Origin of the sequence: Magnetospirillum sp. 15-1 (assembly GCF_900184795.1) — a bacterium.
In the GTDB taxonomy this organism is placed as follows: Bacteria; Pseudomonadota; Alphaproteobacteria; order Rhodospirillales; family Magnetospirillaceae; genus Phaeospirillum.
On the sequence record NZ_FXXN01000022.1, the window covers coordinates 171,588 to 195,527 of the forward strand.

The following is a 23,940-nucleotide window of genomic DNA, read 5'->3' on the forward strand; positions in this document are numbered from 1 at the left end:
ATTGCTGGATTCATGCGGTGATCCGATGGCTGCCAACACCCTTGCCGACATCATCCGGGGCCCGGCCCTGTCCATTCCGGCCGACGCGGAGATTTCGGAAGCGCTGCGCCTGATGGGCGAGCGGCGCATCAGCTGTCTGCTGGTGGAGCGCGACGGCGGGATCTGCGGCATCGTCACCGAAAAGGATCTGGTCCGCACCTATGCCGGCGTGGCCGGCCATGCCCGCAACACCGTCGCCGAAATCATGACCGCCGCCCCCTTCACGGTGCCCGATACCATGGGGCACCTGGAAGCCTATCGCCTGATGACCGAACGGGGCATCCGCCATCTGCCGGTCACCGGAGCCGACGGCACGGTGGCCGGCATCATCACCGAAAGCGACTACATCCGCACCCTGGGGGCCGATTACTACATCCGGCTGAAGGATGTGGCCTCGGCCATGGCCCCGGCCTTCATCCTGACCCCCGCCTCCATGCTGCGCGAGGCGCTGGATATGCTGTCGCGGTCCGACGTCAGTTGCGTGGTGATCAATGACGGCAAGGGCGGGCTGGGCATCCTGACCGAGCGGGACGTGGTCCGGCTGCTGCGCTCGGACATCCCGCCCGAAACCACCCGGCTGGGCGAGGTGGGAACCCAGCCGGTGGTCACCGTCGGCCGCGAGGCCTCGCTGCTCGACGCCTCGACGATCCTGGCGGAGAAGGGCATCCGCCGCGTGGTGGTGGTGGACCAGAGCGGCCATCCGGTCGGCATCCTCAGCCAGCACGAGATCGTCAAGGGCCTGGAAAGCGAATATATCGGCCACCTGGAATCCCTGGTGGCCGACAAGAACCAGGCGCTGATCGAACTGCGCGAGGCGCGGCGAACCCTGGAAGACCAGTCCGCCCTGCTGCAGCGGACCCTGGACGAGCTGTCCATGGCCCATGCCGAGCTGCGGGAATTCACCAAGCTGGCCGCCCATGACCTGCAGGAGCCGTTGCGGGCGGTCATCAGCCATTCCCAATTACTGACCCGCTCCCTGACCGGCCGTCTGACCGAGACCGAGCATCAGCATTTCGACTTCATCGTCACCGGCGCGGCCCGCATGCGCCAGTCGGTGCGCGACCTGCAAAGCTACTCCGCCGCCCTGTCGCAATTGGACAGCCTGGAGGCCGTCGACACCGGCGAGGCCGCCCGCGGCGCGGTAAGCCTGCTGCAGCGGGAAATGGAGGCGGCAGGGGCCGAAATCCACATCGCCCCCCTGCCCCAGGTACTGGCGCGGCGGTCCATGCTGGTGGAAATGTTCGCCGGTCTGATCGGCAACGCCATCAAGTTCCGCCGCCCGGACGTCCCGCCACGGGTGGAAGTGGGCGCCACGGATGACGGCGAGTTCTGGCACTTCACCGTGTCCGATAACGGGATCGGCATCGAGCCGCAATATCAGGAACGGATCTTCGGCCTGTTCGTCCGGCTGCATCCGGCCAGCGCCTATGGGGGCAGCGGAATCGGCCTGGCCATCTGCCGCCGGCTGGCCGGATTACTGGGAGGCCGGGTCTGGGTGGAGTCCACCCCCGGCCAGGGCAGTTGCTTCCACCTGACGGTCAGGAAGCAGCCGGCAGGGTGAAGTGAAAGGCGGAACCTTCGCCCGGCACCGAGTCCACCCAGATCCGCCCGCCATGACGTTCGACGATCTTCTTGCAGATGGCGAGGCCGATACCGGTGCCTTCGTAGCGGTCGGGGGTATGCAGCCGCTGGAAGATGCGGAAAATCCGCTCGAAATACTGGGGCTCGATGCCGATCCCGTTATCGGTCACGGTGAATTCCCACTCTGCGCCATCGCGGCGCCATGAGACGGAGATGCGCGGCGGGCGGTCGGCCGCCCGGTATTTGACGGCATTGCCGATCAGGTTCTGGAACAGCCGGGTGATCTGGTCGGGATCGCCCATCACCCAGGGGGACTCGCCACCCGATGCCACCGCAACCGCCGAGGCGCTCTCGGCGATGGCCGGGGACAGGTGGCGGAGCGCCTGACGAAGCGCCGGCTCGGCCTCCATGGCGATGATGGGCGAGCCCTTGCGTTCGATGCGCGAGAATTCCAGCAGATCGAGCACCAGATTGTCCATGCGCCGAGCGCCGTCGCGGGCGAAGGCCAGGAATTCCAGTCCGTCGCCCTCCAGGCTGGGGCCATAGCGCCGCTCCAGCAGGGACAGATAGCTGGAGATCATGCGCAACGGCTCGCGCAGATCGTGGCTGGCCACATAGGCGAACTGCTCCAGCTCGGCGTTGGACCGTTCCAGATTGGCCAGATAGGTGGTCACCCTGGCCTCGGCCAGGGTCTGGGCGGTGATATCGCGGGAATAGACGGCCACCTTGTCGGGAATGCCGTCGGCCCCGGGGACGGGATAGATGGAATTGTCGAGATAAAGCTCGCCGCGCCGGTCGAGGAAATGAACGGCCTGCCCGGTCTCCACCACGCCGCTCACCGTCTCCTGGCGGGCCTTGGCCACCTCGGGCGGGAACATGTCCCACAGGCACGAGCCGGTCAGCTCCGCCGCCCGGCGGCCGAAACGGGCCGCCATCACCTCGTTGACCGCCAGCAGGGTTCCGTCGGGCCGGAACAGCATGATGGCGTCGGACGAGGCATCCAGCATGGCCTGGATCAATGCCTGATTCTCGCGGATGAACAATTCGGTGCGCTTGCGCTCCTCGATCAGCCGGACCACTCCCTCGGTACCGACCCGCTGACCGTCGGCATCGTAGTAGAAGCGTGACGAGGTGGACGCCCACAGGGTCCGGCCGTCCTTGTGCTGCAACTGCAGTTCGTAATCGATGACCGAGCCGCCCGCCGCCTCGAGGGCGGCCACCAGATTGCTCCGGCTGTCGACAAAGCCGTGATAGAAGGCGGCATCGCGCCCCAGCACCTCGTCGACCTTGTAGCCCAGCAGGCTTTCCACCGAGCGCGACACCATCAGCAGCCGTCCGTCGCGGTCGGTGCGGTAGAAGATGTCGGGCATGTTGTCGAGAATGGCCCGCAGGTCGGCCTCGGATCGGCGCAGGCTGTCCTGGGCCTGGATCTGGCGGGCGATCTGGGTCTCCAGCGCCTCGCTCTGGCGCGAGACCTCCTTGCCCAGCAGGGCGGCGAGGCGATCGGTATCAATCAGCATCAGGGCGATGAGCATCAGCACGTAGCCCAGCCCCGCCGTGACATAGTAGAAGGCGAGATAGCCTTCCATGGTGACGAATTCCCGGATCGGCCCGGCCATGGTCACTATCAGGGCGCGCCCCGCCAGGAAGCCGGCCCAGCCCATCAGGGTGACTTCGGCCAACACCATGCCGATGCCGGGCTCCCCCCGACGGCGACGGCGCCTGACCATCAGGGCGGCGTGCAGGAAAAGCGGTACGCGGGCCAGCGACACCACAGCGATACGCCCGCCGATACTGTCGTTGCCGTACAGGAAATAGAGCACCCCGGCCATGTAGGCGGCAATGAAGGCCGCATAGAACCCCGGACGGAGCCGCTGTTCGGACAGATGAGCGCAGCAGGCGTGAAGGGCCACCGCAGCCAGGGCCAGCATCAGGTTGCCGCAGACGATGGCCAGAACCGGCGGCAGGGTATCGAGATGAATGATCAGCAGCAGGCCCAGGCCGTAGCACAGCGCCGACGCGCTGAAGCCGGTCCAGCGGTGGCCGTGGTGCCGCGCCATGCCGTAAGCGGCGAACACCAGTCCGCTGACCATGGAGGTCATGGCGGCGGTAAATCCCAACGTGCCGACATCAAGTCGAAGCATCGTGTCGAGCCCTCCCCCTATGCCTTTCGGCTGGGTTACATCCAGATTACGTGCTCCGACCACTTTCGTCCATAGGTGGCATCACCATGGGGTCCTTGACCCATGCCGCCGCCTCCCCACCTTCAAGGGATGACTGGAGGCCCTTTATGCATCGTTTCCTTCCCGCCAATCCCATCGGTTCCTTCATGGCCTCCATGGTGGCGGCTATCGGTCTGGCCGGCAGCGTCGCCGCCGGACCGCTCGACGACCGCCTCGACTGGACCTCGCTTCCCCTGCCGGCCATCGCCGGTGGGCGCATCGAGGCCGACGCCCTGAAGGGCAAGGTGGTACTGGTGGTCAACACCGCCTCCAAATGCGGCTTCACCCCGCAATATCAGGGGCTGGAGACCCTGTGGCGGGAATATCGCGGGCGCGGGCTGGTGGTCCTCGGCGTGCCGTCCAACGATTTCGGCGCCCAGGAGCCGGGAACCAACGGCGACGTGGCCAATTTCTGCGAGGTCAATTACGGCGTGGACTTTCCCCTGCTGGAAAAGCAGGTGGTGAGCGGGGCCGAAGCCCATCCCTTCTACCGCTGGGCGGCGCAACGCACCGGCCCGCTGGGCGTGCCGCGCTGGAATTTCCACAAGATCCTGGTGGGCCGCGACGGAAGACTGGTGGACTGGTTCGCCAGCACCACCGCCCCCGATGCCGGCCGGCTGCGTACCGCCATCGACAAGGCGCTTGCCGCCCCTAGCTCATGAAATCGGGCTTTTCCCGAATACTCCACGTCGCCGGTCCCTTGCCGGGAAACACCGCCTTTTCCGCCCGGTAATAGCGCCGGTAGGCTTCCACCGGATCAGGCCCGCGATAGGGCTCGGGCATGGCCTGGGGCGGCTCGGTCCAGCCCAGGTCGGGAATGGGCGGCACCGGCGGCAGGGCGGCGATCACCTCGGCCGAGGCATGCACCCGGCCGCGGCGATAGGTGTATTCCTCGCCCAGCGCCAGCCCCAATTCCCGCACCCAGGCCCAGTGAGGCAGGCTGTCACCGGCCCACAGCACGCAGGGGTGCCGGGCATGGGTCGGGCGGTAGGGAGCGGCGATGCCATGGCGATGCAGCACGGCGCAGAGGATCTGCGCCGTTTCCAGCACCATCTTCACCACATGCTGGTCGGAATGCAGGCGGGCGGCGACGACCGGATCGCGGTCGAGAAAGAAGACGTTCACGACCGGGAAAGGCCCTACGCCGCCTGGGCGCAGATGTCGGGGAAGCGGGCGGCTTCGATCCATTCGCGGCTGACGGTGCCGCCGTTGCGGCCCAGCACCGCGTACCAGACGATGTCGTCGGCGACGCGAATGATCTCGCACAGGGCCTGCTTTTTCTCGCCCACCGCGAGGGCATCCTCGCAGACCAGATGCGCATGGACGAAACGAAGGCCGAAGGACGGTTTCATCATGGACTCCATACACTCGTCATCCTTGATGACGCAGTGCAGCATAACCCGCTTTTCCTTACGGAGTCATTTACGCAACCGCCCGGACCATGCCCCGGACGGGCATGGCCGCCTCCTCCCAGCGCATGGCTGGAAAGGGATCAGTCGCGGAAGTTGATGAACTGCAGCGGCTGATCCACCTCCAGCTTGCGCAGCAGGGCGATGGCGTCCTGCAGGTCGTCGCGCTTCTTGCCGGTGACGCGCAGTTCGTCGCCCTGGATGGCGACCTGCACCTTCAGCTTGGCATCCTTGATTTCCTTGACCAGCCGCTTGGCCAGCACGGTTTCGATGCCGTCCTTGATGCGGACTTCCTGGCGGACCGTGTTGCCCGAGGCCTTTTCCACCGTCTTGTATTCCAGCGCCTTGGGATCAACCTTGCGCCGGGTGAAGTGGACGCTCAGCAGTTCGTGCATGGTCTTGAGCTTGGAATCGTCGTCGGCGAGGACGGTGATCATCTGATCCTTGCGTTCCACCGAGCACTTCGAGCCCTTGAAGTCGAAGCGCTGCGCCACTTCGCGGGTAATTCCCGCCAGGGCGTTGTCCACCTCGGCAAGATCGGTCTTGGAAACGGCGTCGAAGGAGGGCATGGCGAAACCTCGATTTTTCTGGATTGGCGCGAGGATACGGTAAGGGGCGGCGGCGTTTCAACCCTGTCGCCGTCCCATCATCTTGCGGCGCACCACAAGACCCTATACTCTTGGGGGGATTTGCTAAGGGGGTGCAGCGTGGCGGATTCTCAGGATATTTCCATCGCCGACTTCGAGGCCATGGTCGATCGCCTGATCGAGGGCGGCTATCGGTCCCTGCCCGATGCCGGTGGCCCCCTGGCGGCCAAGCTGAAGGCCCTGGCCGAAAAGCTGGAGGATCGCTCGCGGTCCCTGCTGATCCAGTCGGTCGGCATGTCCATCCATCTGAACGGCACGGTGACCCAGGCGGTGCACACGCTGCGCTCCATCCGCGAGATGAGCCGCCGCATGGCCACCATCTCGGCCTCGACCGAGGAACTGGTCTCCACCGTCCAGGCCATCGCCCGGACCTCGGAACTGGCGGCCGCCAACGCCCGCTCGGTGCAGGACGTCTCGGACGAAGGGGCGCGCAGCACCGAGGCGGTGGTCAACACCATGCAGAGCATCGTCAGCACGGTGAACGACGCCGCGTCGCGCGTGTCGCGCCTGACCGAGGCGTCATCCTCCATCGGCGCCAGCGTCAAGCAGATCGAGCAGATCGCGCGGCAGACCAACATCCTGGCGCTCAACGCCACCATCGAGGCGGCGCGGGCCGGCGAGTTCGGCAAGGGCTTCGCCGTGGTGGCGACCGAGGTGAAGAACCTCGCCAACCAGACCGCCCAGGCCACCCAGGAGATCCGCACCCGCATCGATACCCTGGCCGAGGAAACCGCCGCCATCCTGACCGGCATGGGCAAGGGCGCCGAGACCGTGCGCGAAGGCGAGCAGGTGGTGCTGGGCTCGGTGGACAAGATGCGCACCGTCAGCCACGAAATCCGCGACGTCACCACCTTGATGCAGGAAATCTCCCAGCATCTGGCCCAGCAGCGCGAGGCCGCCCAGGAGATCGCCGACAACCTGGAAGCCGCCGCCGCCCGCTCGGTGGACGACACCAAGGCCATCAACACGGTGATCGACATCTCGTCGCATGCCAGCGGCAACCTGGCCGACATGCTGAACGAGATCAACGTGGTGGAGATGCGCAACGCGGTGATCCACCTTGCCAAGTCCGACCATATGATCTGGCGCCGGCGCCTGGCCGAAATGCTGGCCGAGAAGACCACGCTCAATCCCGACGAGCTGGCCAACCACCACAATTGCCGCCTGGGCAAATGGTACTACTCGGTCACCGACGAAAAGATCAGGAACCATCCGGCCTTCCGCGCCCTGGAGATCCCGCACGAGAAGGTGCACCACTTGGGCATCGAGGCGGCGCGGAAGTTCCGCGACAACGACTTCGACGGCGCCGTCGACGCCGTGGCCGCCATCGAGGGCCCCTCGCAGGAGGTGCAGCACCTGCTGGACGAACTGGCGACCGCCTTCAGCTGAGGCCCGCCGCTCAGGGCCGCCGGATACAGACCAGGGTCAGATCGTCCGGCGGCTCGCCCGGCACCCGCTCGCGGAAGCGGGCCAGCACCTCGTCGGCCAGGGAGTGACCGCCCTGCACCCCCAGGACCCAGTCGCGCAGGGTCGGCTGGTCGCAGACCAATACCCCGTCGCTTCCCAGGCTCTCCACCAGGGCATCGGAATAGGCCAGCAACGCCGCTCCGTGCGGCATCTCGATGCTGCATTCCTCGTACTCGGCATCGGCGAAGGCCCCCAGCGGCGGCCCGGCGGCATCGAGGAAATACGCTTCGCCGCCCGCCACCAGCACCGGCGGCGGCGTGGCGGCCCCGGCATAGGTCATGACGCCCGTCTCCACGTCGATCAGGGCGGCGAAGGCGGCCGCGAACTGGCCGGGGCGCAGCACCGCCTTCAGTTCCAGATTGAGATGATCGAGCAGGGCCGAGGGCGACGGCAACTGACGCGGCAGGCGTGACAGCAGCAGGTGCAGGCGAAAAACGTTGAAGGCCGCCACCGGACCATGGCCGGTAAAATCGGCCACCAGCAGGAACATCTGGTTCGGCCCGGCGGGCAGCACCGTCCAGAAATCGCCCCCCAGTTCCGACGAGCTTTCGATGCGGCCGTCCACCACCAGCCCCAGCCGGCTGCGCACCGCCGACAGTTCCGCCAGGGTGGGCATCAGGGCGGCCTGCGCCCCGCGCGCCGCCCGCAATTCCTCGTGGACCCTGTCCTGATAGGATTTCAGCCGGTCCATGGCCTGACCGAGGCGCAGGTGCACCCCCACCCGGGCGGCGATCTCGTTGGCGTCCACGGGCTTGGTGACCATGTCGCTGCCGCCCACCGAGAAACAGGCGGTCCGGTCGGCGGGGCCGTCCAGGGCGGTGACGAAGATCACCGGCAGTTCGGTCAGCGGATGAATCCGGCGCAGGCGGCGGCACATCTCGAAGCCATCCATGCCCGGCATCATGACGTCGAGGAGGATGAGGTCGGGCTTCTCGCGCTCGATGGCCGCCAGCCCCTTCTCGCCGGATTCCACCACTTCGACCCGTCCGACCCCCATGCGGCGCAGCAAGGTCTCCATCAGCACCCGGTTCATCAGATTGTCGTCCACCACCAGCACCCGGACGCTGTCCAGGCCCAAGGGCTCGGGCCGCAACTGGCGGGTGGGGATGATCAGGGTGGCGATGGCCCGCCGCCCGCCCTCTTCGGTCCGCAGGTCGGAAACCATGGTTTCCAGCAGGGCCAGCCCGTGGGGGCGGCGGGGATTGGCATGGCTGTCGGGATGGTCGAAGCCCGGCCCGTCGTCCTCGACCGCGATTTCGAGGCGGTCGCCGACCAGCGAGGCCGACAGTTGCACCCGCCGTCCCGACCGTTCCGGATCGGCCAGGGCCGCCTCGATGCGCTGGCCGAAACCGTCCAGTCCGCCGCCGTCGTCGGTGTCGATGCCGCCGACCCGCAAATTGCCGTGCAGCAGCGCGTTGGAGACCATTTCCTGAATGACGAATTCCAGATCGAAGGTATCGCTTTCGGGATCGAGCAGGCGGGCGGTCAGCGCCTCGGCGAACGGCAGGGCGATATCGCCGCCATAGGCCGTGTCGGAGCGCAACGACAGGCCCAGCCCGCCCTCGGCCAGATGACGGCGGAAACACGACCCGACCGGATAATGGCCGGTGCCGGCCACCTCGATACCCCCGACCCAGGGCGGCGACAGGCAATCGCGCAGGGCCTCGGCCGAGAAATGCTCGCGCACCATCACGGCGCGATGCGTTTCCCTGCTGCCGTCGCCGGGCTCGGCCGCGACCGGCCAGCCCAACAGGCGGACACATTCCTCCGCCTGTGGGGAGATGCCATCAATGACGGCGACGATGGTCATTGTTCCTTGCTCCGGCGCGAATTTGAGTCAAATCTAAGGTATGGGAAGGCCCATGGGGGCCGACGGAGTGACGGGGGCATTATGGAGCATGATTTCGAATCTCGCGACGGCGGCCTGAGCATCAAGGTCAGCGGACGCATGACCCACAAGGACCATAAGGCGTTCCGCGATATCCTGGGCGAGATCAACAACGCCGGAAACGCCCGGGTGCTGTTCGACCTGTCGCGGGTGGAATTCATGGATTCCTCGGCGCTGGGCATGTTGCTGATCGTCCGCGACGCCGCCGTCCAGCAGAAAAGGGACGTGGTGCTGAAAGGCGCCACCGGTCAGGTCGAGACCCTGATGAAGGTCGCCAAGCTGCACAAATACTTCACCGTCGAATAGCGAAGAACACGTCCCTATTGAAGCATGCCCTCGGCCGCCGCGCGGCCGGCGGTGCGCAGCCGCTCGATCAGACCGGCCGAACCGGCATCCTCGCCCAGCAATTCCGCCGGCATGGCGATCGTCGACAGGCCCAGGGCGCGCAGCCGCACCAGATCGCGCGGCAGACGCCGGGTGGTCCGGCGCAACTGAGCCTGCATGCCGGCCAGCGCGTCCAGGTCGCGCTCCAGCGGCGCGTTGAACATGATCCGCCGCATGCGGGCCAGGATCGGCTGCGCCTGGGTCGGCACCTCCTCCTCGGAATCCGGAGTCAGCTTGACGAGCAGCAGTGCGCCGCAAAGGGTGTCGAGGGCCAGCGGCAGAAGGGGAGGATTGGCGGAGAACCCGCCATCCCAATAGCTCTCGCCATCGATCTCCACCGCGTGATGCAGATAGGGCAGACAGGTGGAGGCCAGCAGGACATCCACGGTGATTTCCGTCTCGCGGAAGATGCGCGGCGCGCCGGTCCGCACATTGGTCGCCGAGATGAACAAAGCGGGCCGTCCCCGGCCGCCCAGCGAGCCGAAATCGATCAACCCGGCCAGCAGGTCGCGCAGCGGATTGATGTTGAGGGGATTGAACTGGTAGGGCGAAACCAGACGGGTCATCAGATCCATCTGCAGATGAACCCCCGGCGCCCCCATCATCTTGAGGAACGCCATGTCGGCGACGCCCCGCCACAGGGCCTCGAGCCCCGCCCTGGCCGCCTCGTGGCCGCCCACGGCCAGCCCGGCCGCCAGCACGGCGGCGTTCAGGGCTCCGGCACTGGCACCGCTGATGGCGGCCGGCCGAAACCTCCGCTCCTCCAGCAGCCGGTCAAGCACACCCCAGGTGAAGGCGCCACAGGCGCCGCCGCCCTGAAGGGCCAGCCCAAGATCGGGACAAAGCGGCACCGGCAGGTCCGGCGGCGGATCGAATGAGCGCACATACATGGCGGCGGCCTCGAATGCTGCACTGCACAATATAGTGCGACACCGGACCGACCGCCAGCAATCCCCTTAGGCCGTAAACTCATAAACAGGCTTCCCCTTCGTCGCGCGTCGTGATTCAACGATTCCCTCTGGCACGGAGGGCATTGATGGCACGGCGGCGGTACGAGTTGACGGATCACGAATGGTCGATCATCGAGCCCTTGCTTCCGAACAAGCCTCGCGGCGTGCCTCGGGTTGATGACCGTCGGGTCCTGAACGGTATCCTGTGGCGGTTCCGCACGGGCTCGCCTTGGGCGGAAGTTCCCGAGCGCTACGGCCCATCGACCACCTGCTACAACCGGTTCGTCCGCTGGCGCAAGGCGGGCGTCTGGGACCGGCTTCTGGAGGAAATCTCCAAGGCTTACGATGGCGACATCATCATGATCGACTCGACCTGTGTCCGCGTTCACCAACACGGGGCCACGGGAAAAAAGGGGCTCTCGACGATGGCAGCATGGGACGTTCCCGTGGGGGGCTCACCAGCAAAATCCACGCGCTCGTCGATGCGGAAGGCCGTCCCGTCACCCTGCGCCTGACCGCCGGGCAGGTCCACGACAGCGTCGAGGCCGAAGCCTTGCTCGATGGAGCCTTGGGCGACGGCTCAACCCTGCTGGCCGACAAGGGCTATGACAGCAACGCCATTCGGGCCTTGGCCGAGAAGAACAAGACCTGGGCCAACATCCCGGTCAGGTCCAACCGCAAGGGCACCTTCGCCTTTTCCGCCTGGGTCTATCGCCAGCGCAATCTGGTCGAACGCTTCTTCAACAAGATCAAACACTTCCGGGGGATCGCCACCCGCTATGACAAAGACCCACGGAATTTCCTCGCCGCCGTAAAGCTCGTCGCCCTGCGCATTTGGTGCGCCGCGTAATGAGTCTACGGCCTAGCCACGGTCTGGGAAAGCTTCGGCCAATCCCAGACCGTCGGTAAAATTTACAATTAATGGAGGATATTATGAGCATTTTTGAAATCGAAAACGAGATCACCAGCCTTGCCGATATTGCCTATTGGACTCTTACTCTGGCTCATGCAAAGACATCACGCGAAAAGTTTCCATCATACCAAAAAGCAGCGCGACCATCTCAAGAGAGATATCTATTGATATTAAGTACACCCTAAGAAGAACCTACGAACCAAAGTATATTGAAGAGAAAGGAGATCCAATTTATGTAAAAAGAACATACGCACTTAACGCTGGAAACTCATATTCCGCAACAGACTCGGTAACATTTAAATGCGTAGCAACGTCACTTAGATACAAAGTGTTCGGCGCATCAATCGCGTCAACACTAGATAGAAGAATAAACCCAAATGGGGACAGCACTACACTAACAAATATCGGATTTGACCTTGATGTTACAGCAGTAAGATGACAGCGATGCCGCTAGGAATTCCAATTTTACTGGCACTCATTATAGCATCAAGCCCTGCTGAGTGCGGCTCCATAACCCTAGAAGATGCTCCCATTGCAGCCCGCGATCGCGATGAGCCCAGGCATCACCCTCTTGGCTGTCGGCATCTACATCTTAGGCGATACATAGGTCGCGGGCAATGCGCGCCTAAGGGCGCGCGCGGCACCGCGTTTTGGATACGTCGTGGCGTTGACCAAGTGCAGCCAGGGTTAAGCGAGCCTCGGAAGGAGGCTGAGCTCACGGATAGGGAGGGGGTAACTGCCCTTTTCGGCGGCCAAAGTAGGAAGCGCGTAGGAAGCCCCCCCGTGTCGGGATGGGGATGTAGCGATGGCGGAGCTGGATGCCATGCGCCGCCTGTGGCTCGGGCGCTGCTCCGGAGGCGCGGTCGCCTACCGCGAAAGTTCTTAGGAAACCGTTGCTCTATCCTGCTGAGCTACCGGGACGCGGGCCGCGAGCGGTCGGGCGGGTTATATCATCCCGACGGGGCGGCGCGAAAGGGTGATCATCGGTCCGGTGGCAATGGGGCCGGGGGGCTCGATTCCGGTCGGGTTGCGAGGATTGCAACCCGACTCCTCCCATGGCCGGCTTGACGCTGACGCGGGGGCTTTCTACAGTGATCGTTCCCGTGGGATGACCATCCCGCGCGGTGACGGGCGGGCGGACGCGTTTCCCCTGTCCGCCGTTCGAATTCGACAAGGAACCTGCCTATGAAGATTGTGACCGATTCCTCGTTCGAGGCCGACGTGCTCAAGGCCCCCGGCCCGGTTCTGGTGGATTTCTGGGCCGAATGGTGCGGCCCCTGCCGCCAGATCGCCCCGGCGCTCGAGGAACTCTCCAAGGACAGGGCCGACAAGATCACCGTCGCCAAGATCAACATCGACGAGAATCCCGGCACCCCCGGCAAGTATGGTGTGCGCGGCATTCCCACCCTGATGATCTTCAAGAACGGCCAGGTCGCCGCCACCAAGATCGGCGCGCTGCCCAAGAGCAAGCTTCTGGAATGGGTGGATTCCAGCCTGTAAGGGCCGGACCTTCATTCAAATCCCGATCTCGAGCCCCGCTTCGGCGGGGCTCGATGCGCTTTTCATGTCCGTGCAGGGTCGCCATGGCCGTTTTCGATGAGCAGAGCCGCCAGCGGCTGTTCGACTATCTCCAGCAATCCTTCGACGACGACAATGCCGCCGACCTGGAGACCTTTGCCCGGAATTTCCTGCACAACGGCGCGCTGTGGGACCGGCTGGCCGATCTTTTTCCCACGGCATCCGCCTCGGCCATGCGCACCGCCATGACCGAGGCCTTCGCCGAGTGGCAGAAGGGCCGCCAGCCCCTGCACTGACCGGGATCAGTCGTCCAGGGTGAAGCCCACCTTGAGGACGACCTGCCAGTGGGCCACTTGCCCCTTGTCGATATGGCCGCGGGTCTCGGTGACCTCGAACCAGCGCAGATTGTGGATGGTCTGGGAGGCCTTGGCGACCGCGTTGCGGATGGCGTCCTCGTAGCTCTTGTCGGAAGAACCGGCCAGTTCGACGATTTTGTAGACATGCTCTCCCATGGCGATCACCCACATTCCTGTTGCGGTTATTTCCTGAATATGGGGAACCGGAACGGCGGGCGCCAGTCCGTTTACATAAATCGGTATTTCAATGCCGAATTATGCGATTGACGGCGGGAAGGCCCCCCGATACGCTCTTTGGGAACCTTCCCTGACGAGAGGCGACGATGGGCTACACCCTGGCAGAATTCCTGGCACACGCCATTGCTTTGGAGAACGAGGCCGCCGAGCGGTACGCGGAGCTGGCCGATATGATGGAGGCCCATAACAACCTCGACACCGCTTCCGTCTTCCGCGACATGGCGCGCTTTTCTTCGCTGCACGGCGACGAGATCAAGCAGCGTTCCCGCGCCCTGGAACTGCCCAAGCTGATGAGCTGGCAGTACCGCTGGAAGACCCCGCCGGAGGTGGGCGACGAGAACGACATCCATTACCTGATGACGCCCTACCATGCGCTGCGCTATGCCCGCGACAACGAGATTCGCGGCATGGAGTACTACAAGGACGCCGCCGCCAATTCCTCGGACCCCGAGGTGCGGCGCCTGGGCACCGATTTCGCGGCGGAGGAAGCCGAGCACGTGGTGGCGCTGGACAAGTGGATCGAGAAGACTCCCCGCCCCTCCATCACCTGGAGCGAGGATGCCGACCCCGCCCAGTCGTTGGACTGAGATTCGGCCGGCAAACGGACGCAAGGGGAAAGGGGGCTTCGGCCCCCTTTCTTTTTTTAGGAATGCAGGGTCTTGTCGTGGCTGCGCTTGACCACGGCGACGCCCAGCACGCCCAGGGCGATGCCCCAGATGGGCGAGGTGTTGACCAGGGCGGCGATGATGTTGGGCGCCTGGGCGGGCTCGGCGATCACCGCCCAGGACACCGCCAGCATGGTGGCGGTCCAGGTCAGCGCCACCGCATAGCCGAAAGTGGGCCGCCAGCGGCGGACATAGCGGTCGTCCGAGGCGGATTCGGCCCGCATGGTGGCGTTGATCTCGGCCAACTGGCGGGTTTCCTCCCGCGACAGCTCGACCTCGTGGGCCAGCCAGGCCTGCTGCAGTTGCAGGGCCAGGGCGGGATCGGCCTTGATGGCGGCCAGGGCATCCTCGCCGCCGGCCTTGCCGGTGACGGTACGGGCTACGCCGACCACCTGATCGGCGACCTTGGCCGCCTTCTCGGCGTCGTCGCCGCCGATCCAGCGGATCAGGCCGGGCACGAACTGGGCGAGGCCCAGGGCGATGGTGATGGGGTCCATGAAAAGCCTCCTCGCTAGCGTGCGGTTGACTGGGCGCCGTCCAGCTTGCCCTCGATGCGGACCAGATGTTCGGTGAGCCGCTGTTCCACGTCCTTGAGATAGCCGGTGGTGGCATAGCTCTTGGCTACCTCCAGCTTATAGGCGGCCAGGGCTTCGCGGGCCTGGCCCATGCCGACGTCGAGGCGATGCTCCAACTCGTCGATGCGGTGGTCGGCCTCGTGACGGACCCGCCAGACCATCATCGCCATGGCGCCCAGTACGGGCAGCTCGACGGCGGTGACCCACCAGCGGGGGTCGAAAGCGATGGAATCCATGAAATGTCTCCTGTGGGTCAGAACTCGAAATCATTGGGAGCCACCACCGACCGGCCGCCGGGACGCCAGTCGGGGCGGCCGCCCGCGGTCAGTCCGGGACGCGCCAGACGCACCGGCTGGGACAGCAGGCAGCCGGCAACGGCGTCGAGACCGTCGTCGCGGCCCTTGGCGCCCGGTTGCCACTCGCGCATTTCGGCGATGAAGGGGGTATGCGAGGTTGGGTTGGTGTCGCCACCGCCCCGCCGGTTCTGCCCGGCCGCGCGCGCCAGCGGCCGGGCGCCATCGGGGCGACGCCGGAAAACAGTCGGGCCGGGCCACTGGCCCGGTTGTCCGAGGATGAAATGAAAGGATCGGGTCGACACCCCTGCGTCAGGCGCAGCTCGGGTGTTGATAGGAATTTATATACGGGATGATGGGAATGTTGTCAAAGGCTTTTTTCGCGCCGACAGAAATCGTTTCCAGTCGCGGCTGGACCTGGTGAGTGGAATGCGTGAAAATACCTACAGACGAAATATCAGTGCGAGGCCGTCATGCTGATCTGGCGCGATGCGATGGCCGTCGGTCACCCCGAGATCGATCATGCCCGCAAACATGTGATCGGGCGCATCAACGACTTCGAGCGGGCGCTGAGCACCCATGGGCCGCATACCGCCCTGGGCCTGTTCCTTACCGGCCTTTACGAGGAAACCAGCACCGCCTTCGGCCGCGAGGAGAAGATCCAGCGCGAGTGCTCCTTCCCCTTCACCGAGATGCACCACCGCGAGCATGCGGCCCTGCTGGAAAAGGTGGAGTTGCTGAAGGAGCAGTACGACGAGATGGACGCCCGGGGCAATTGCACCCCGTTGCTGCGCGAACTGGCGGAACTGGCCAAGGAATGGATCACCGTCCATATCGTTCAGAGCGACCTGAAAATCCGCCCCTACTGGCTGAATCATAACGGCATCTATCTCAGGGGGCAGCACGGCTGATCCTCCCCTTGCGTCGGTCAGGCTGTCGCCGTCCCGACCCGCGAGGCCGGATGGATCGATGATGGCCGGGATGTCCTGGCCTTGCCGGGCGAGCGTTCCGCCGCCGCGCTGCGCAAGGCCTGAGACGGAGTCGCAAAAGCAGAAGGCCCGGTCATCTCTGACCGGGCCTTCGCTATTTTGGTGGAGCTAGACGGAATCGAACCGACGACCTCTTGAATGCCATTCAAGCGCTCTCCCAACTGAGCTATAGCCCCGAAACTTGTTACCTGCGGGCTTGGGGCCCCGCCGGTGGAGGCGGAACATATGGTTTCCCGGATGGCCTTGCAAGCGAAAAATTCACCGCCCGCCAATCGGGAAACCATCAGGCCGAATCAGACCTCGTCCTCGCTCACCTCGTCCATGTGTTCCATGACCTCGGCCATGTCGTCGTCGTCCTCGCCCAGATCGGATGCATCCTCGATCAGGCCGCTTTCGTCGTCGTCGGCGCCTTCGTCCTCGCCCTCGATGACCTCGTCCTCGTCGTCGACCACCGGAAGATCATCCGTGTCGATATCCACCACGACGGGTACCACCGCCGCCACGGGAGCGGCCTTCTCGGCGGCTGCCGCACTGCTGCGACGCACCTTGAAGGGCATCTCCGGCTCGACCGTCGACCCGCACTTGGGGCAGACGATAGGAGTGCGCGTCAGGTCATAGAAACGGCATCCGCAGCTTTGGCAGGTGCGCTTCTGTCCCCATTCCGGCTTTGCCACCTTCGTCCTCCTTCAACGTGTCACTCGAACCCGGTAAAGGGGCCATTTGCCATGTTCCCCACCCTGTGTCAAAACGAAAAAGCGTGGGCGGTGCAGCATGGCACGCAGGTCTATGACGCCGATGCCGCCTGTGCTAGAGCTTCGCCCGGCAGCTTTTCCCCTTGCCGATGGTTATCAGGAGTGATCATGGCCAAGCCGCTTTCATCCCGTCGGGCCGCTCCGTTGGCCGGTTCCGCCCGCGTTCCCGGCGACAAGTCCATCTCGCACCGCGCCCTGATGCTGGGCGCCCTGGCGGTGGGCGAAAGCGTGGTGACCGGCCTGTTGGAAGGCGACGATGTTTTGCGCACCGCCGCCTGCATGCGCGCCCTGGGCGCCGAGGTCGAGCGGCAGGCCGACGGCTCGTGGCGGCTGTTCGGGCGTGGGGTCGGCGGGCTGATGGAACCGGCCGACATTCTCGACATGGGCAATTCCGGCACCGGAGCCCGGCTGCTGATGGGTCTGGTGGCCACTCATCCCTTCACCTGCTTTTTCACCGGCGACGGTTCTCTGCGTTCGCGGCCCATGCGCCGGGTGACCGAGCCGCTGAGCCTGATGGGCGCCCGCTTCGTCACCCGCGACGGCGGCCGTCTGCCCCTGGCGGTGACCGGCACGGCGCAGCCCACCCCCATCACCTACGAATTGCCGGTGGCCTCGGCCCAGGTGAAGTCGGCCATCATGCTGGCCGGGCTCAACACCGCCGGCGAGACCACGGTGATCGAGCGCGAGGCCACCCGTGATCACACCGAACTGATGCTCAGGAATTTCGGCGCTACCGTGCGGGTCGAGGACGCCGAGGGCGGCGGCCGCGCCATCACCGTGGTGGGCTTTCCCGAACTGACCGGCCGCCCGGTAATGGTCCCCGCCGATCCGTCGTCGGCCGCCTTCCCGGTGGTGGCGGCCCTGCTGGTGGAGGGCTCGGAAATCCGCCTGCCCGGCGTCGGAACCAATCCGCTGCGGACCGGCCTCTACCAGACCCTGCTGGAAATGGGTGCCGACATCCGCTTCGACCACCCCCGCGATCAGGCGGGCGAGCCGGTGGCCGATCTGGTGGTCCGCTCGTCGCGCCTCAAGGGCGTCGACGTTCCGCCTGAGCGGGCGCCCAGCATGATCGACGAATATCCCATCCTGGCCGTCGCCGCCGCCTTCGCCGAGGGCACCACCCGCATGCGCGGCCTGGGCGAGCTGCGGGTCAAGGAAAGCGACCGGCTGGCCGCCATGGCCCGCGGCCTTGCCGCCTGTGGCGTGGCGGTGGAGGAGGAGAAGGATGCCCTCATCGTCCACGGCACCGGCCGCATCCCCGACGGCGACGCCACCGTCACCACCCATTTCGATCACCGCATCGCCATGTCGTTCCTGGTGATGGGCATGGCCTCGGCGCGGCCCGTCGCGGTGGACGACGCCGAAGCCATCGACACCAGCTTCCCCGCCTTCGTCGACCTGATGAACGGGCTGGGGGCGAAGATCGGGACGGTGGAGTAGGAAAACGGCCGCCGCGGAGCGAGCGTGCGAGCGACTGGGCCGTTGAGGCCCGCAACGCGGGTTCGGAGTGCAGCGGAGAACGCATCGCGGAGCGTGAGCCAAGTGAGCAGAGCGAACGCCCGGCGCCTGAGGGACTTGTAAAATGACAACCACCATCATCGCCATCGACGGGCCGGCGGCGGCCGGCAAGGGGACCCTGGCGCGGCGCCTGGCCGCCCAGTTGGGCTTCGACTATCTCGACACCGGCCTGATCTATCGCGCCGTCGGCATGAAACTGGCCCGCGCCGGGCTTGATCCCGCCGACGTGGCTTTGGCCGAGCGGGCGGCCCGCGATCTCTCTCCCGCCGACCTTGCCGCCGATGATTTGCGCATCGACGAGGCCGCCCAGGCCGCCTCGAAGGTTGCCTCCATTCCCGGCGTGCGCGCCGCTTTGCTGGAGTTCCAGCGCCGCTTCGCCGCCCAGCCGCCGGGCGGCAAGGGGGCCGTGCTCGACGGCCGCGATATCGGCACGGTGGTCTGCCCCGAGGCCGAGGTGAAGCTGTTCGTCACGGCCAGCGTGGAAAAAAGGGCCGAGCGGCGGCTGAAAGAGTTGCAGGAAAAGGGCCTGGGGGCTATATACGGCACCGTCCTGGCCGACATGCGGGAACGTGACGAGCGCGATACCAACCGCGCTGTCGCCCCGCTGGTTCCGGCCCAGGATGCCACCGTGCTGGACACGTCCGACCTCGACGCCGATCAGGCTTTTGCCGCCGCGCTGGGGATCGTCGGTTCCAAACGGTAGCATTCAGAACCTGTTGACGCCGCCTGGGCTGCCCTGGGCGGTGGTTTTATTTTTTCGAGAACGTCCCCCGTTTTCTAAAGACCGCCGGATTCAACCGGCAGGCCGGAAAGACACGATACGAAAGGAACTTACCCAACAATGACCAATACCGCTGCTGCGCAGGCCGTCGACGATTTCGCCGCCCTGCTGGACGAGACCCTCGGTGTGGGCGGCTCGTTCGAAGGCTCCGTGATCACCGGTACCATCGTCGAGATCGACGGTGACGTTGCCGTGATCGACGTGGGCCTCAAGTCCGAGGGCCGCGTCCCTCTGAAGGAATTCGCCACCGCCGGCCGCGCCGCCGAGATCAAGGCCGGCGACCAGGTCGACGTGTTCGTCGAGCGCTATGAAGACCGCAACGGCGAGGTTGTCCTCTCGCGCGAGAAGGCCAAGCGCGAGGAAGCCTGGACCCTGTTGGAGAAGTCGTTCGAGGCGCAGCAGCGCGTCACCGGCGTGATCTTCGGCCGCGTCAAGGGTGGCTTCACCGTCGATCTGTCGGGTGCCGTGGCGTTCCTGCCGGGCAGCCAGGTCGACATCCGCCCCGTGCGCGACATCACCCCGCTGCTGGGCACCCCCCAGCCCTTCCAGATCCTCAAGATGGACCGCTCGCGCGGCAACATCGTGGTGTCCCGCCGCGCCGTGCTGGAAGAGACCCGCGCCGAGCAGCGTTCCGAGCTTATCGAGAACCTCAAGGAAGGCCAGATCCTCGAGGGCGTGGTCAAGAACATCACCGATTACGGTGCGTTCGTGGACCTGGGCGGCGTCGACGGCCTGCTGCACGTCACCGACATCGCCTGGAAGCGTATCAACCATCCGTCCGAGGCGCTGCACATCGGCCAGACCGTCAAGGTCCAGGTCATCCGCTTCAACCCGGAAACCCAGCGCATCTCGCTCGGCATCAAGCAGCTTGACGCCGATCCGTGGGAGGGTGTCGAGGCCAAGTACCCGGTCAACGCCAAGTTCTCCGGCCGCGTCACCAACATCACCGACTACGGCGCGTTCGTCGAGCTGGAGCCCGGTGTCGAGGGTCTGGTGCACGTCTCCGAGATGTCGTGGACCAAGAAGAACGTCCACCCCGGCAAGATCGTCTCCACCTCCCAGGAGGTCGAGGTCATGGTGCTGGACGTGGATCCCCAGAAGCGCCGCATCTCGCTGGGTCTCAAGCAGACCATGAACAACCCGTGGGAAGGCTTCCTGGATCGCTTCCCCCAGGGCACCCTGGTCGAAGGCGAGATCAAGAACATCACCGAGTTCGGCCTGTTCATCGGCCTGCCCGGCGATATCGACGGCATGGTCCACCTGTCGGATCTGGATTGGGCGACTCCCGGCGAGCAGGCCATCCAGAACTTCAAGAAGGGCGATGTGGTCAAGGCCAAGGTTCTCGACGTCGACGTCGAGAAGGAGCGCATCAGCCTCGGTATCAAGCAGCTGGGCGCCGACCCCTATCAGGACGCCGTGGCGTCCATCAAGAAGGGCGACGTGGTCACCTGCACCGTGACCCAGGTCACCGAGAACGGCCTGGAAGTCACCGTCGAGGGCATGACCGGCTTCATCCGCAAGTCCGAGCTGTCGCGTGAACGCTCCGAGCAGCGCCCCGAGCGCTTCGCGGTCGGCGAGAAGCTCGACGCCAAGATCACCGCCTTCGAGAAGGCGGCGCGCAAGATCACCCTGTCGGTGAAGGCGCGCGAGGTCGAGGAAGAGAAGCAGGCCATGGCCGAGTACGGTTCGTCCGACTCGGGCGCCTCGCTGGGCGACATCCTGGGTGCCGCCATGCGTAAGGCCCAGGAGAAGGAGTAATCCTCCTTCTTCGGCTTTAGCTGTTAAAGGGAAGGCCCGGTACCGCAAGGTGCCGGGCCTTTTCTTTTGGACGCTCCCCGATCCTACCGCCCGTAGACCCGGCGGATGCGTTCCTTGAAGTTCTGCACCACCTTATGCTCCATGGCCGGCAGGGTCATGGCCGCCATGGAGTGCAGCATGGGCGAGCGCAGCGCCATCTCGTAGCGGGCCACCACCCGGCAGCCCTCGCCCAGGGGCTCGAAATCCCACACCAGTTTGAAGTGGCGGAACGGTCCGTCATGGGAGGAGATGGTCAGCCGGCGGGGCGGTTCCTGCTCGGCGTGGGAGGTGAAACGGGCCTGCAGCGGTCCCAGACCGAACAGGTTGTCCACCTCCAGGTGGTCGCCGTCACGCTTGCGGATATGGGCCCGCTGGCACCAGGGCAGAAAGCGTGGATAGGATTCGATGTCCACCGCCAGGGCATAAAGCTCCTCGGGCGTGTGGCGGGGCACGTCGACGCGCCAACCGCCGGTCAGGGGATGCATGGCGGACTCAGCGGGTCAGGTTGCGGATATTGCGCACGAAGATGTTGAGCAGGCCGCGAATGAACGGATCGGCCTTGGCCAGTTTTTCGCGGAAGGTATCGCGTGAAATGATGATGCACGACACATCGGACAGCGCCTTGGCGGTCGCCATGCGCGGCTGGTCGTCGACCAGGGCCATTTCACCGAACAATTCGCCCTTGCCGATGGTCGCCAGCGTCATACCGTGCTTAATAATTTCCACCTGTCCATCCTGGATCAGATAGGCACGATCACCGCTGTCACCTTCATTGAAGATTTTCGCCCCGGCATAAAAGACTTTGCGCTCGAGAATCTTATCGTTACGCATGCCCGCCACCCCAGCCTTTCCGATACGACTTTATTCGCGTTCGGCTTCCGAGTCACTCTCGAAGGCGTATATCAGGTAATCACCCCGGCCCGACAACTCAACCACCTCCTTGACCATCGACAGCGGGGCAAGGTCGGGCATAGACTTGCCCGATAATCGCGAGGGCATCGCCATGAATATCGACGACCGCGCCAAGGGGCTGGCCCGCCTTCGGGCGCTGATGGCCATGACCACCGCCAACGGCTGCACCGAGGAGGAGGAGCTGGCGGCGGCGCGCATGGTCGCCAAGGCGGTCGAGCAACTGGACGGAAATCCTGCCGCCGCGCCGGCCACCGACCCGTCCTGGGCGGCGCGCGAGCGCGATAATCCGCAATATCAGCTGCTGTTGGAGAAGAATACCCTCGAAGGCATGCTGAAGACGGCGCTGCAGGAACTGGCCCTGGCCCATATCAATACCGTATCGCCGCCCAAGCGCAATCTGCGCGGCCAGCCGGTGGAATGGGTGCGGACCACCGAACTGATGCTGCCCTATTTCAGCATGATGCTGGGCAGTGCCGGCGCCTCGCGGCTGGCCCGCGGCATGGTCGAGGGCATGGTCGAGGAATTGATTCTCGACGGATTGCTGCCCGACGCCCTGGCCATGCCCAGGGAGTAGCCCGTGGTCCCATGCCTTGGCCGGGCGGCTCACCCGGCCAAACAAAAAGCCCCGGGCCGTGCCCGGGGCTTTCGTCTTGTCCGATAAAACCTGCTTAGCGCACGAAGACCTGTACTTCGCCGCCCGATACCGCGGGGCTGGTGGTCGACGAGGTCCGCACCCGGCTGGCGGGCAGGTTCATGTTGGTCAGCGAACGCAGCACCGAATCGGCGTTGCGCTTGGCGTTGGTGGCGGCCAGGGCCTGGGTGCCGGGAGTGTTGCCCACCGGCGACACGGCGACCACGTCGAAGGTGGCGCTGGGGCGACGGTCCAGGGCGCTCTTGATGGCGGCATAGAGGGCCGGCTCGTAATTCACATTGGGCTTGTCGAAGCGAATGGTCACCAGCGGGGTCTCGCCGGCCGACATGGCGCGGGCCGGAGCGGCGGTGTCATAGCTGGCGTTGACGCGCGACGTCAGGCCACCGGCGAACAGGGCGCCGTTCTTGATGCCCAGCGCCAGGGTGTTGAGGTTCTGCTTCTCGGAGGCGACGTATTGCTGCTGGCGGATGGAATCGCTGGTCAGCTCGGACAGCAGGCGCTCGACCATCACCACGGTGCGGTTGGTCTCGTCCTCGAGGATGCGCAGCTGGCGATGATCCTCGTCCACGGCGCCGGACAGCGAGCGGGCCGAGCGCACCGAATCCAGCAGGAAGCCGGCCATGGTCGACGACGCGGTCACGTCGTTGGTCAGGCGGTTCATCTTCAGCACGTCGTCGGTGATGCGGTCCAGCTCGCCCTGGGCGGCGTTCCACTGCTGGGTCAGCACCGGGTTGCCCGGGGTGGTGCCCACCTGCAGGCGGGCGTTGATGGCGGCGACGGTGCCGTGATAGCGCTGGGAATCCTGGACGGTTTCGTTGCGGATCTGCTGCAGCGCCTGGTTCTGGCGGGCCAGGGTCGCCTGCAGGGCCTGAAGGTCGGCGCGCAACGCCACCACCTTGCCGCCAACGAAGGTGCCGGTGGGTGAGCCGGCGGTGACCCCGATGGGCTCGTAGCTACCGGTCCCCAGGGAGGGCGGCGCCGCCTCGGGCAGCGCCTCGGCGGTCATGCCCTGATTGGGGGCGACGGTTCCCGAGGTCGGAAACAGCACGTCCTCGGCGAACGAGCATCCGCTTGCCAGGAGAACCGCGCACAAGGCGGCGGCATGGGTCTTTTTCAGGGCCATGGGGATTGCTGATCCTTTGGGTCGCCAGTTCGGACAAGTACCGGCGGGAGCGGACTTTCGTATTCACGAATGAATATCCAGATTGCCCCCGCAAACTTTGGGGCGGATTTTACGCAAATGACCAAGCGGCCACAAGTACGCATTTCGATAAGTGGTACATTCGTAAGCCCCGAGTCCACAGGGTTTTGCGGTTTTTCCCTCGGCGAAAATTCACCCTTGCGGGCCGCCGGGGGTTTGTGTATGGTCCGCGTCCTCGCCGGGGGACATCCCCG

25 protein-coding genes, 1 tRNA gene and 2 pseudogenes are annotated in these 23,940 nt (G+C 65.2%); 13 read left to right on the forward strand and 15 right to left on the reverse strand.

Going from position 1 to position 23,940, the window contains the following annotated elements:
* Positions 1–25 precede the first annotated feature (25 nt).
* Positions 26–1,600 carry a CBS domain-containing protein gene (locus tag CP958_RS08855; protein WP_096701598.1) on the forward strand — a complete coding sequence of 525 codons (1,575 nt, stop codon included), beginning with the start codon at positions 26–28 and terminating at the stop codon, positions 1,598–1,600.
* Here the strand turns inward: CP958_RS08855 and CP958_RS08860 are convergent.
* Complete coding sequence (locus CP958_RS08860; protein WP_242442809.1) at positions 1,578–3,764, reverse strand: ATP-binding protein; 2,187 nt, start codon at positions 3,762–3,764, stop codon at positions 1,578–1,580. The genes CP958_RS08855 and CP958_RS08860 overlap by 23 nt on opposite strands.
* A gap of 146 nt (positions 3,765–3,910) precedes the next feature.
* Here CP958_RS08860 and CP958_RS08865 point away from each other — a divergent pair, with 146 nt between their 5' ends.
* Positions 3,911–4,504: a glutathione peroxidase gene (locus CP958_RS08865; RefSeq protein ID WP_096701599.1), complete on the forward strand. Its 594-nt coding sequence runs from the start codon at positions 3,911–3,913 to the stop codon at positions 4,502–4,504.
* Here the strand turns inward: CP958_RS08865 and CP958_RS08870 are convergent.
* The 3 genes from CP958_RS08870 to CP958_RS08880 form a co-directional block, all read right to left on the reverse strand.
* Positions 4,494–4,967: a pyrimidine dimer DNA glycosylase/endonuclease V gene (locus CP958_RS08870; RefSeq protein WP_096701600.1), complete on the reverse strand. Its 474-nt coding sequence runs from the start codon at positions 4,965–4,967 to the stop codon at positions 4,494–4,496. The genes CP958_RS08865 and CP958_RS08870 overlap by 11 nt on opposite strands.
* Before the next feature lie 14 nt (positions 4,968–4,981).
* The gene (locus tag CP958_RS08875; protein ID WP_242442810.1) at positions 4,982–5,197 is read right to left on the reverse strand and encodes a hypothetical protein; all 216 of its coding nucleotides are present in this window, start codon (positions 5,195–5,197) and stop codon (positions 4,982–4,984) included.
* Positions 5,198–5,334: 137 nt separating this feature from the next.
* Positions 5,335–5,820 carry a YajQ family cyclic di-GMP-binding protein gene (locus CP958_RS08880; protein WP_096701602.1) on the reverse strand — a complete coding sequence of 162 codons (486 nt, stop codon included), beginning with the start codon at positions 5,818–5,820 and terminating at the stop codon, positions 5,335–5,337.
* Between the two features lie 138 nt (positions 5,821–5,958).
* On the opposite strand from CP958_RS08880, the gene CP958_RS08885 reads away from it, so the two are divergent.
* Positions 5,959–7,287, forward strand: coding sequence for a methyl-accepting chemotaxis protein (locus tag CP958_RS08885; RefSeq protein WP_096701603.1), 1,329 nt, complete (start codon positions 5,959–5,961; stop codon positions 7,285–7,287).
* A gap of 10 nt (positions 7,288–7,297) precedes the next feature.
* Here CP958_RS08885 and CP958_RS08890 read toward each other — a convergent pair whose 3' ends face one another.
* On the reverse strand, positions 7,298–9,175 hold the full coding sequence (locus CP958_RS08890; RefSeq protein WP_096701604.1) for a SpoIIE family protein phosphatase: 1,878 nt from the start codon (positions 9,173–9,175) through the stop codon (positions 7,298–7,300).
* An 81-nt stretch (positions 9,176–9,256) separates the two neighbouring features.
* On the opposite strand from CP958_RS08890, the gene CP958_RS26315 reads away from it, so the two are divergent.
* Entirely contained in the window at positions 9,257–9,559 is a 303-nt protein-coding gene (locus tag CP958_RS26315) for an STAS domain-containing protein (protein ID WP_170958905.1), read from the forward strand.
* 14 nt (positions 9,560–9,573) lie between these two features.
* Here CP958_RS26315 and CP958_RS08900 read toward each other — a convergent pair whose 3' ends face one another.
* Positions 9,574–10,527 (reverse strand): patatin-like phospholipase family protein, encoded by a 954-nt coding sequence (locus tag CP958_RS08900; protein ID WP_096701605.1) that lies wholly within the window; start codon positions 10,525–10,527, stop codon positions 9,574–9,576.
* 146 nt (positions 10,528–10,673) lie between these two features.
* On the opposite strand from CP958_RS08900, the pseudogene CP958_RS08905 reads away from it, so the two are divergent.
* The 3 genes and pseudogenes from CP958_RS08905 to CP958_RS08915 all read left to right on the forward strand — a co-directional run bounded on the left by CP958_RS08905 (position 10,674) and on the right by CP958_RS08915 (position 13,314).
* Positions 10,674–11,437, forward strand: a pseudogene (locus tag CP958_RS08905) (IS5 family transposase).
* Positions 11,438–12,685: 1,248 nt separating this feature from the next.
* Entirely contained in the window at positions 12,686–13,000 is a 315-nt protein-coding gene (gene trxA / locus CP958_RS08910; RefSeq protein WP_096701606.1) for a thioredoxin TrxA, read from the forward strand.
* A gap of 83 nt (positions 13,001–13,083) precedes the next feature.
* Positions 13,084–13,314, forward strand: a complete 231-nt coding sequence (locus CP958_RS08915) for a hypothetical protein (RefSeq protein ID WP_096701607.1) — start codon at positions 13,084–13,086, stop codon at positions 13,312–13,314.
* A 6-nt stretch (positions 13,315–13,320) separates the two neighbouring features.
* On the opposite strand, the gene CP958_RS08920 is transcribed toward CP958_RS08915, so the two are convergent.
* Complete coding sequence (locus CP958_RS08920) at positions 13,321–13,530, reverse strand: dodecin (protein WP_068429436.1); 210 nt, start codon at positions 13,528–13,530, stop codon at positions 13,321–13,323.
* Positions 13,531–13,697: 167 nt separating this feature from the next.
* Here CP958_RS08920 and CP958_RS08925 point away from each other — a divergent pair, with 167 nt between their 5' ends.
* On the forward strand, positions 13,698–14,198 hold the full coding sequence (locus CP958_RS08925) for a ferritin family protein (protein WP_096701608.1): 501 nt from the start codon (positions 13,698–13,700) through the stop codon (positions 14,196–14,198).
* A gap of 56 nt (positions 14,199–14,254) precedes the next feature.
* On the opposite strand, the gene CP958_RS08930 is transcribed toward CP958_RS08925, so the two are convergent.
* From CP958_RS08930 to CP958_RS08940, 3 genes and pseudogenes are all read right to left on the reverse strand, one after another.
* Positions 14,255–14,773, reverse strand: coding sequence for a holin family protein (locus CP958_RS08930; protein WP_096701609.1), 519 nt, complete (start codon positions 14,771–14,773; stop codon positions 14,255–14,257).
* Between the two features lie 14 nt (positions 14,774–14,787).
* Positions 14,788–15,087 carry a hypothetical protein gene (locus tag CP958_RS08935; protein WP_096701610.1) on the reverse strand — a complete coding sequence of 100 codons (300 nt, stop codon included), beginning with the start codon at positions 15,085–15,087 and terminating at the stop codon, positions 14,788–14,790.
* 17 nt (positions 15,088–15,104) lie between these two features.
* Positions 15,105–15,296: pseudogene (locus CP958_RS08940) on the reverse strand (hypothetical protein); the annotation flags it as partial.
* A 321-nt stretch (positions 15,297–15,617) separates the two neighbouring features.
* Here CP958_RS08940 and CP958_RS08945 point away from each other — a divergent pair.
* Positions 15,618–16,055, forward strand: coding sequence for a hemerythrin family protein (locus CP958_RS08945; RefSeq protein ID WP_096701611.1), 438 nt, complete (start codon positions 15,618–15,620; stop codon positions 16,053–16,055).
* Between the two features lie 178 nt (positions 16,056–16,233).
* On the opposite strand, the gene CP958_RS08950 is transcribed toward CP958_RS08945, so the two are convergent.
* A tRNA-Ala gene (locus CP958_RS08950) sits at positions 16,234–16,309 on the reverse strand.
* A gap of 117 nt (positions 16,310–16,426) precedes the next feature.
* Entirely contained in the window at positions 16,427–16,807 is a 381-nt protein-coding gene (locus CP958_RS08955) for a TIGR02300 family protein (RefSeq protein ID WP_096701612.1), read from the reverse strand.
* A gap of 186 nt (positions 16,808–16,993) precedes the next feature.
* On the opposite strand from CP958_RS08955, the gene aroA reads away from it, so the two are divergent.
* The 3 genes from aroA to rpsA all read left to right on the forward strand — a co-directional run bounded on the left by aroA (position 16,994) and on the right by rpsA (position 20,942).
* Positions 16,994–18,325, forward strand: a complete 1,332-nt coding sequence (gene aroA / locus CP958_RS08960) for a 3-phosphoshikimate 1-carboxyvinyltransferase (protein WP_096701725.1) — start codon at positions 16,994–16,996, stop codon at positions 18,323–18,325.
* A 142-nt stretch (positions 18,326–18,467) separates the two neighbouring features.
* A complete protein-coding gene (gene cmk / locus CP958_RS08965) occupies positions 18,468–19,106 on the forward strand; it encodes a (d)CMP kinase (RefSeq protein ID WP_096701613.1) in 639 nt (212 codons plus the stop codon).
* 138 nt (positions 19,107–19,244) lie between these two features.
* Positions 19,245–20,942 (forward strand): 30S ribosomal protein S1, encoded by a 1,698-nt coding sequence (gene rpsA, locus CP958_RS08970; protein ID WP_096701614.1) that lies wholly within the window; start codon positions 19,245–19,247, stop codon positions 20,940–20,942.
* An 83-nt stretch (positions 20,943–21,025) separates the two neighbouring features.
* Here rpsA and CP958_RS08975 read toward each other — a convergent pair whose 3' ends face one another.
* Together CP958_RS08975 and CP958_RS08980 are read right to left on the reverse strand one after the other, a co-directional pair.
* The gene (locus tag CP958_RS08975) at positions 21,026–21,466 is read right to left on the reverse strand and encodes a type II toxin-antitoxin system RatA family toxin (protein WP_096701615.1); all 441 of its coding nucleotides are present in this window, start codon (positions 21,464–21,466) and stop codon (positions 21,026–21,028) included.
* Between the two features lie 7 nt (positions 21,467–21,473).
* Positions 21,474–21,812, reverse strand: coding sequence for a cyclic nucleotide-binding domain-containing protein (locus CP958_RS08980; protein ID WP_096701616.1), 339 nt, complete (start codon positions 21,810–21,812; stop codon positions 21,474–21,476).
* 145 nt (positions 21,813–21,957) lie between these two features.
* Here CP958_RS08980 and CP958_RS08985 point away from each other — a divergent pair, with 145 nt between their 5' ends.
* Entirely contained in the window at positions 21,958–22,467 is a 510-nt protein-coding gene (locus CP958_RS08985; RefSeq protein ID WP_242442811.1) for a hypothetical protein, read from the forward strand.
* Between the two features lie 94 nt (positions 22,468–22,561).
* Here the strand turns inward: CP958_RS08985 and CP958_RS08990 are convergent, their stop codons facing one another.
* Positions 22,562–23,668: a hypothetical protein gene (locus CP958_RS08990; RefSeq protein ID WP_096701617.1), complete on the reverse strand. Its 1,107-nt coding sequence runs from the start codon at positions 23,666–23,668 to the stop codon at positions 22,562–22,564.
* Positions 23,669–23,940 lie beyond the last annotated feature (272 nt).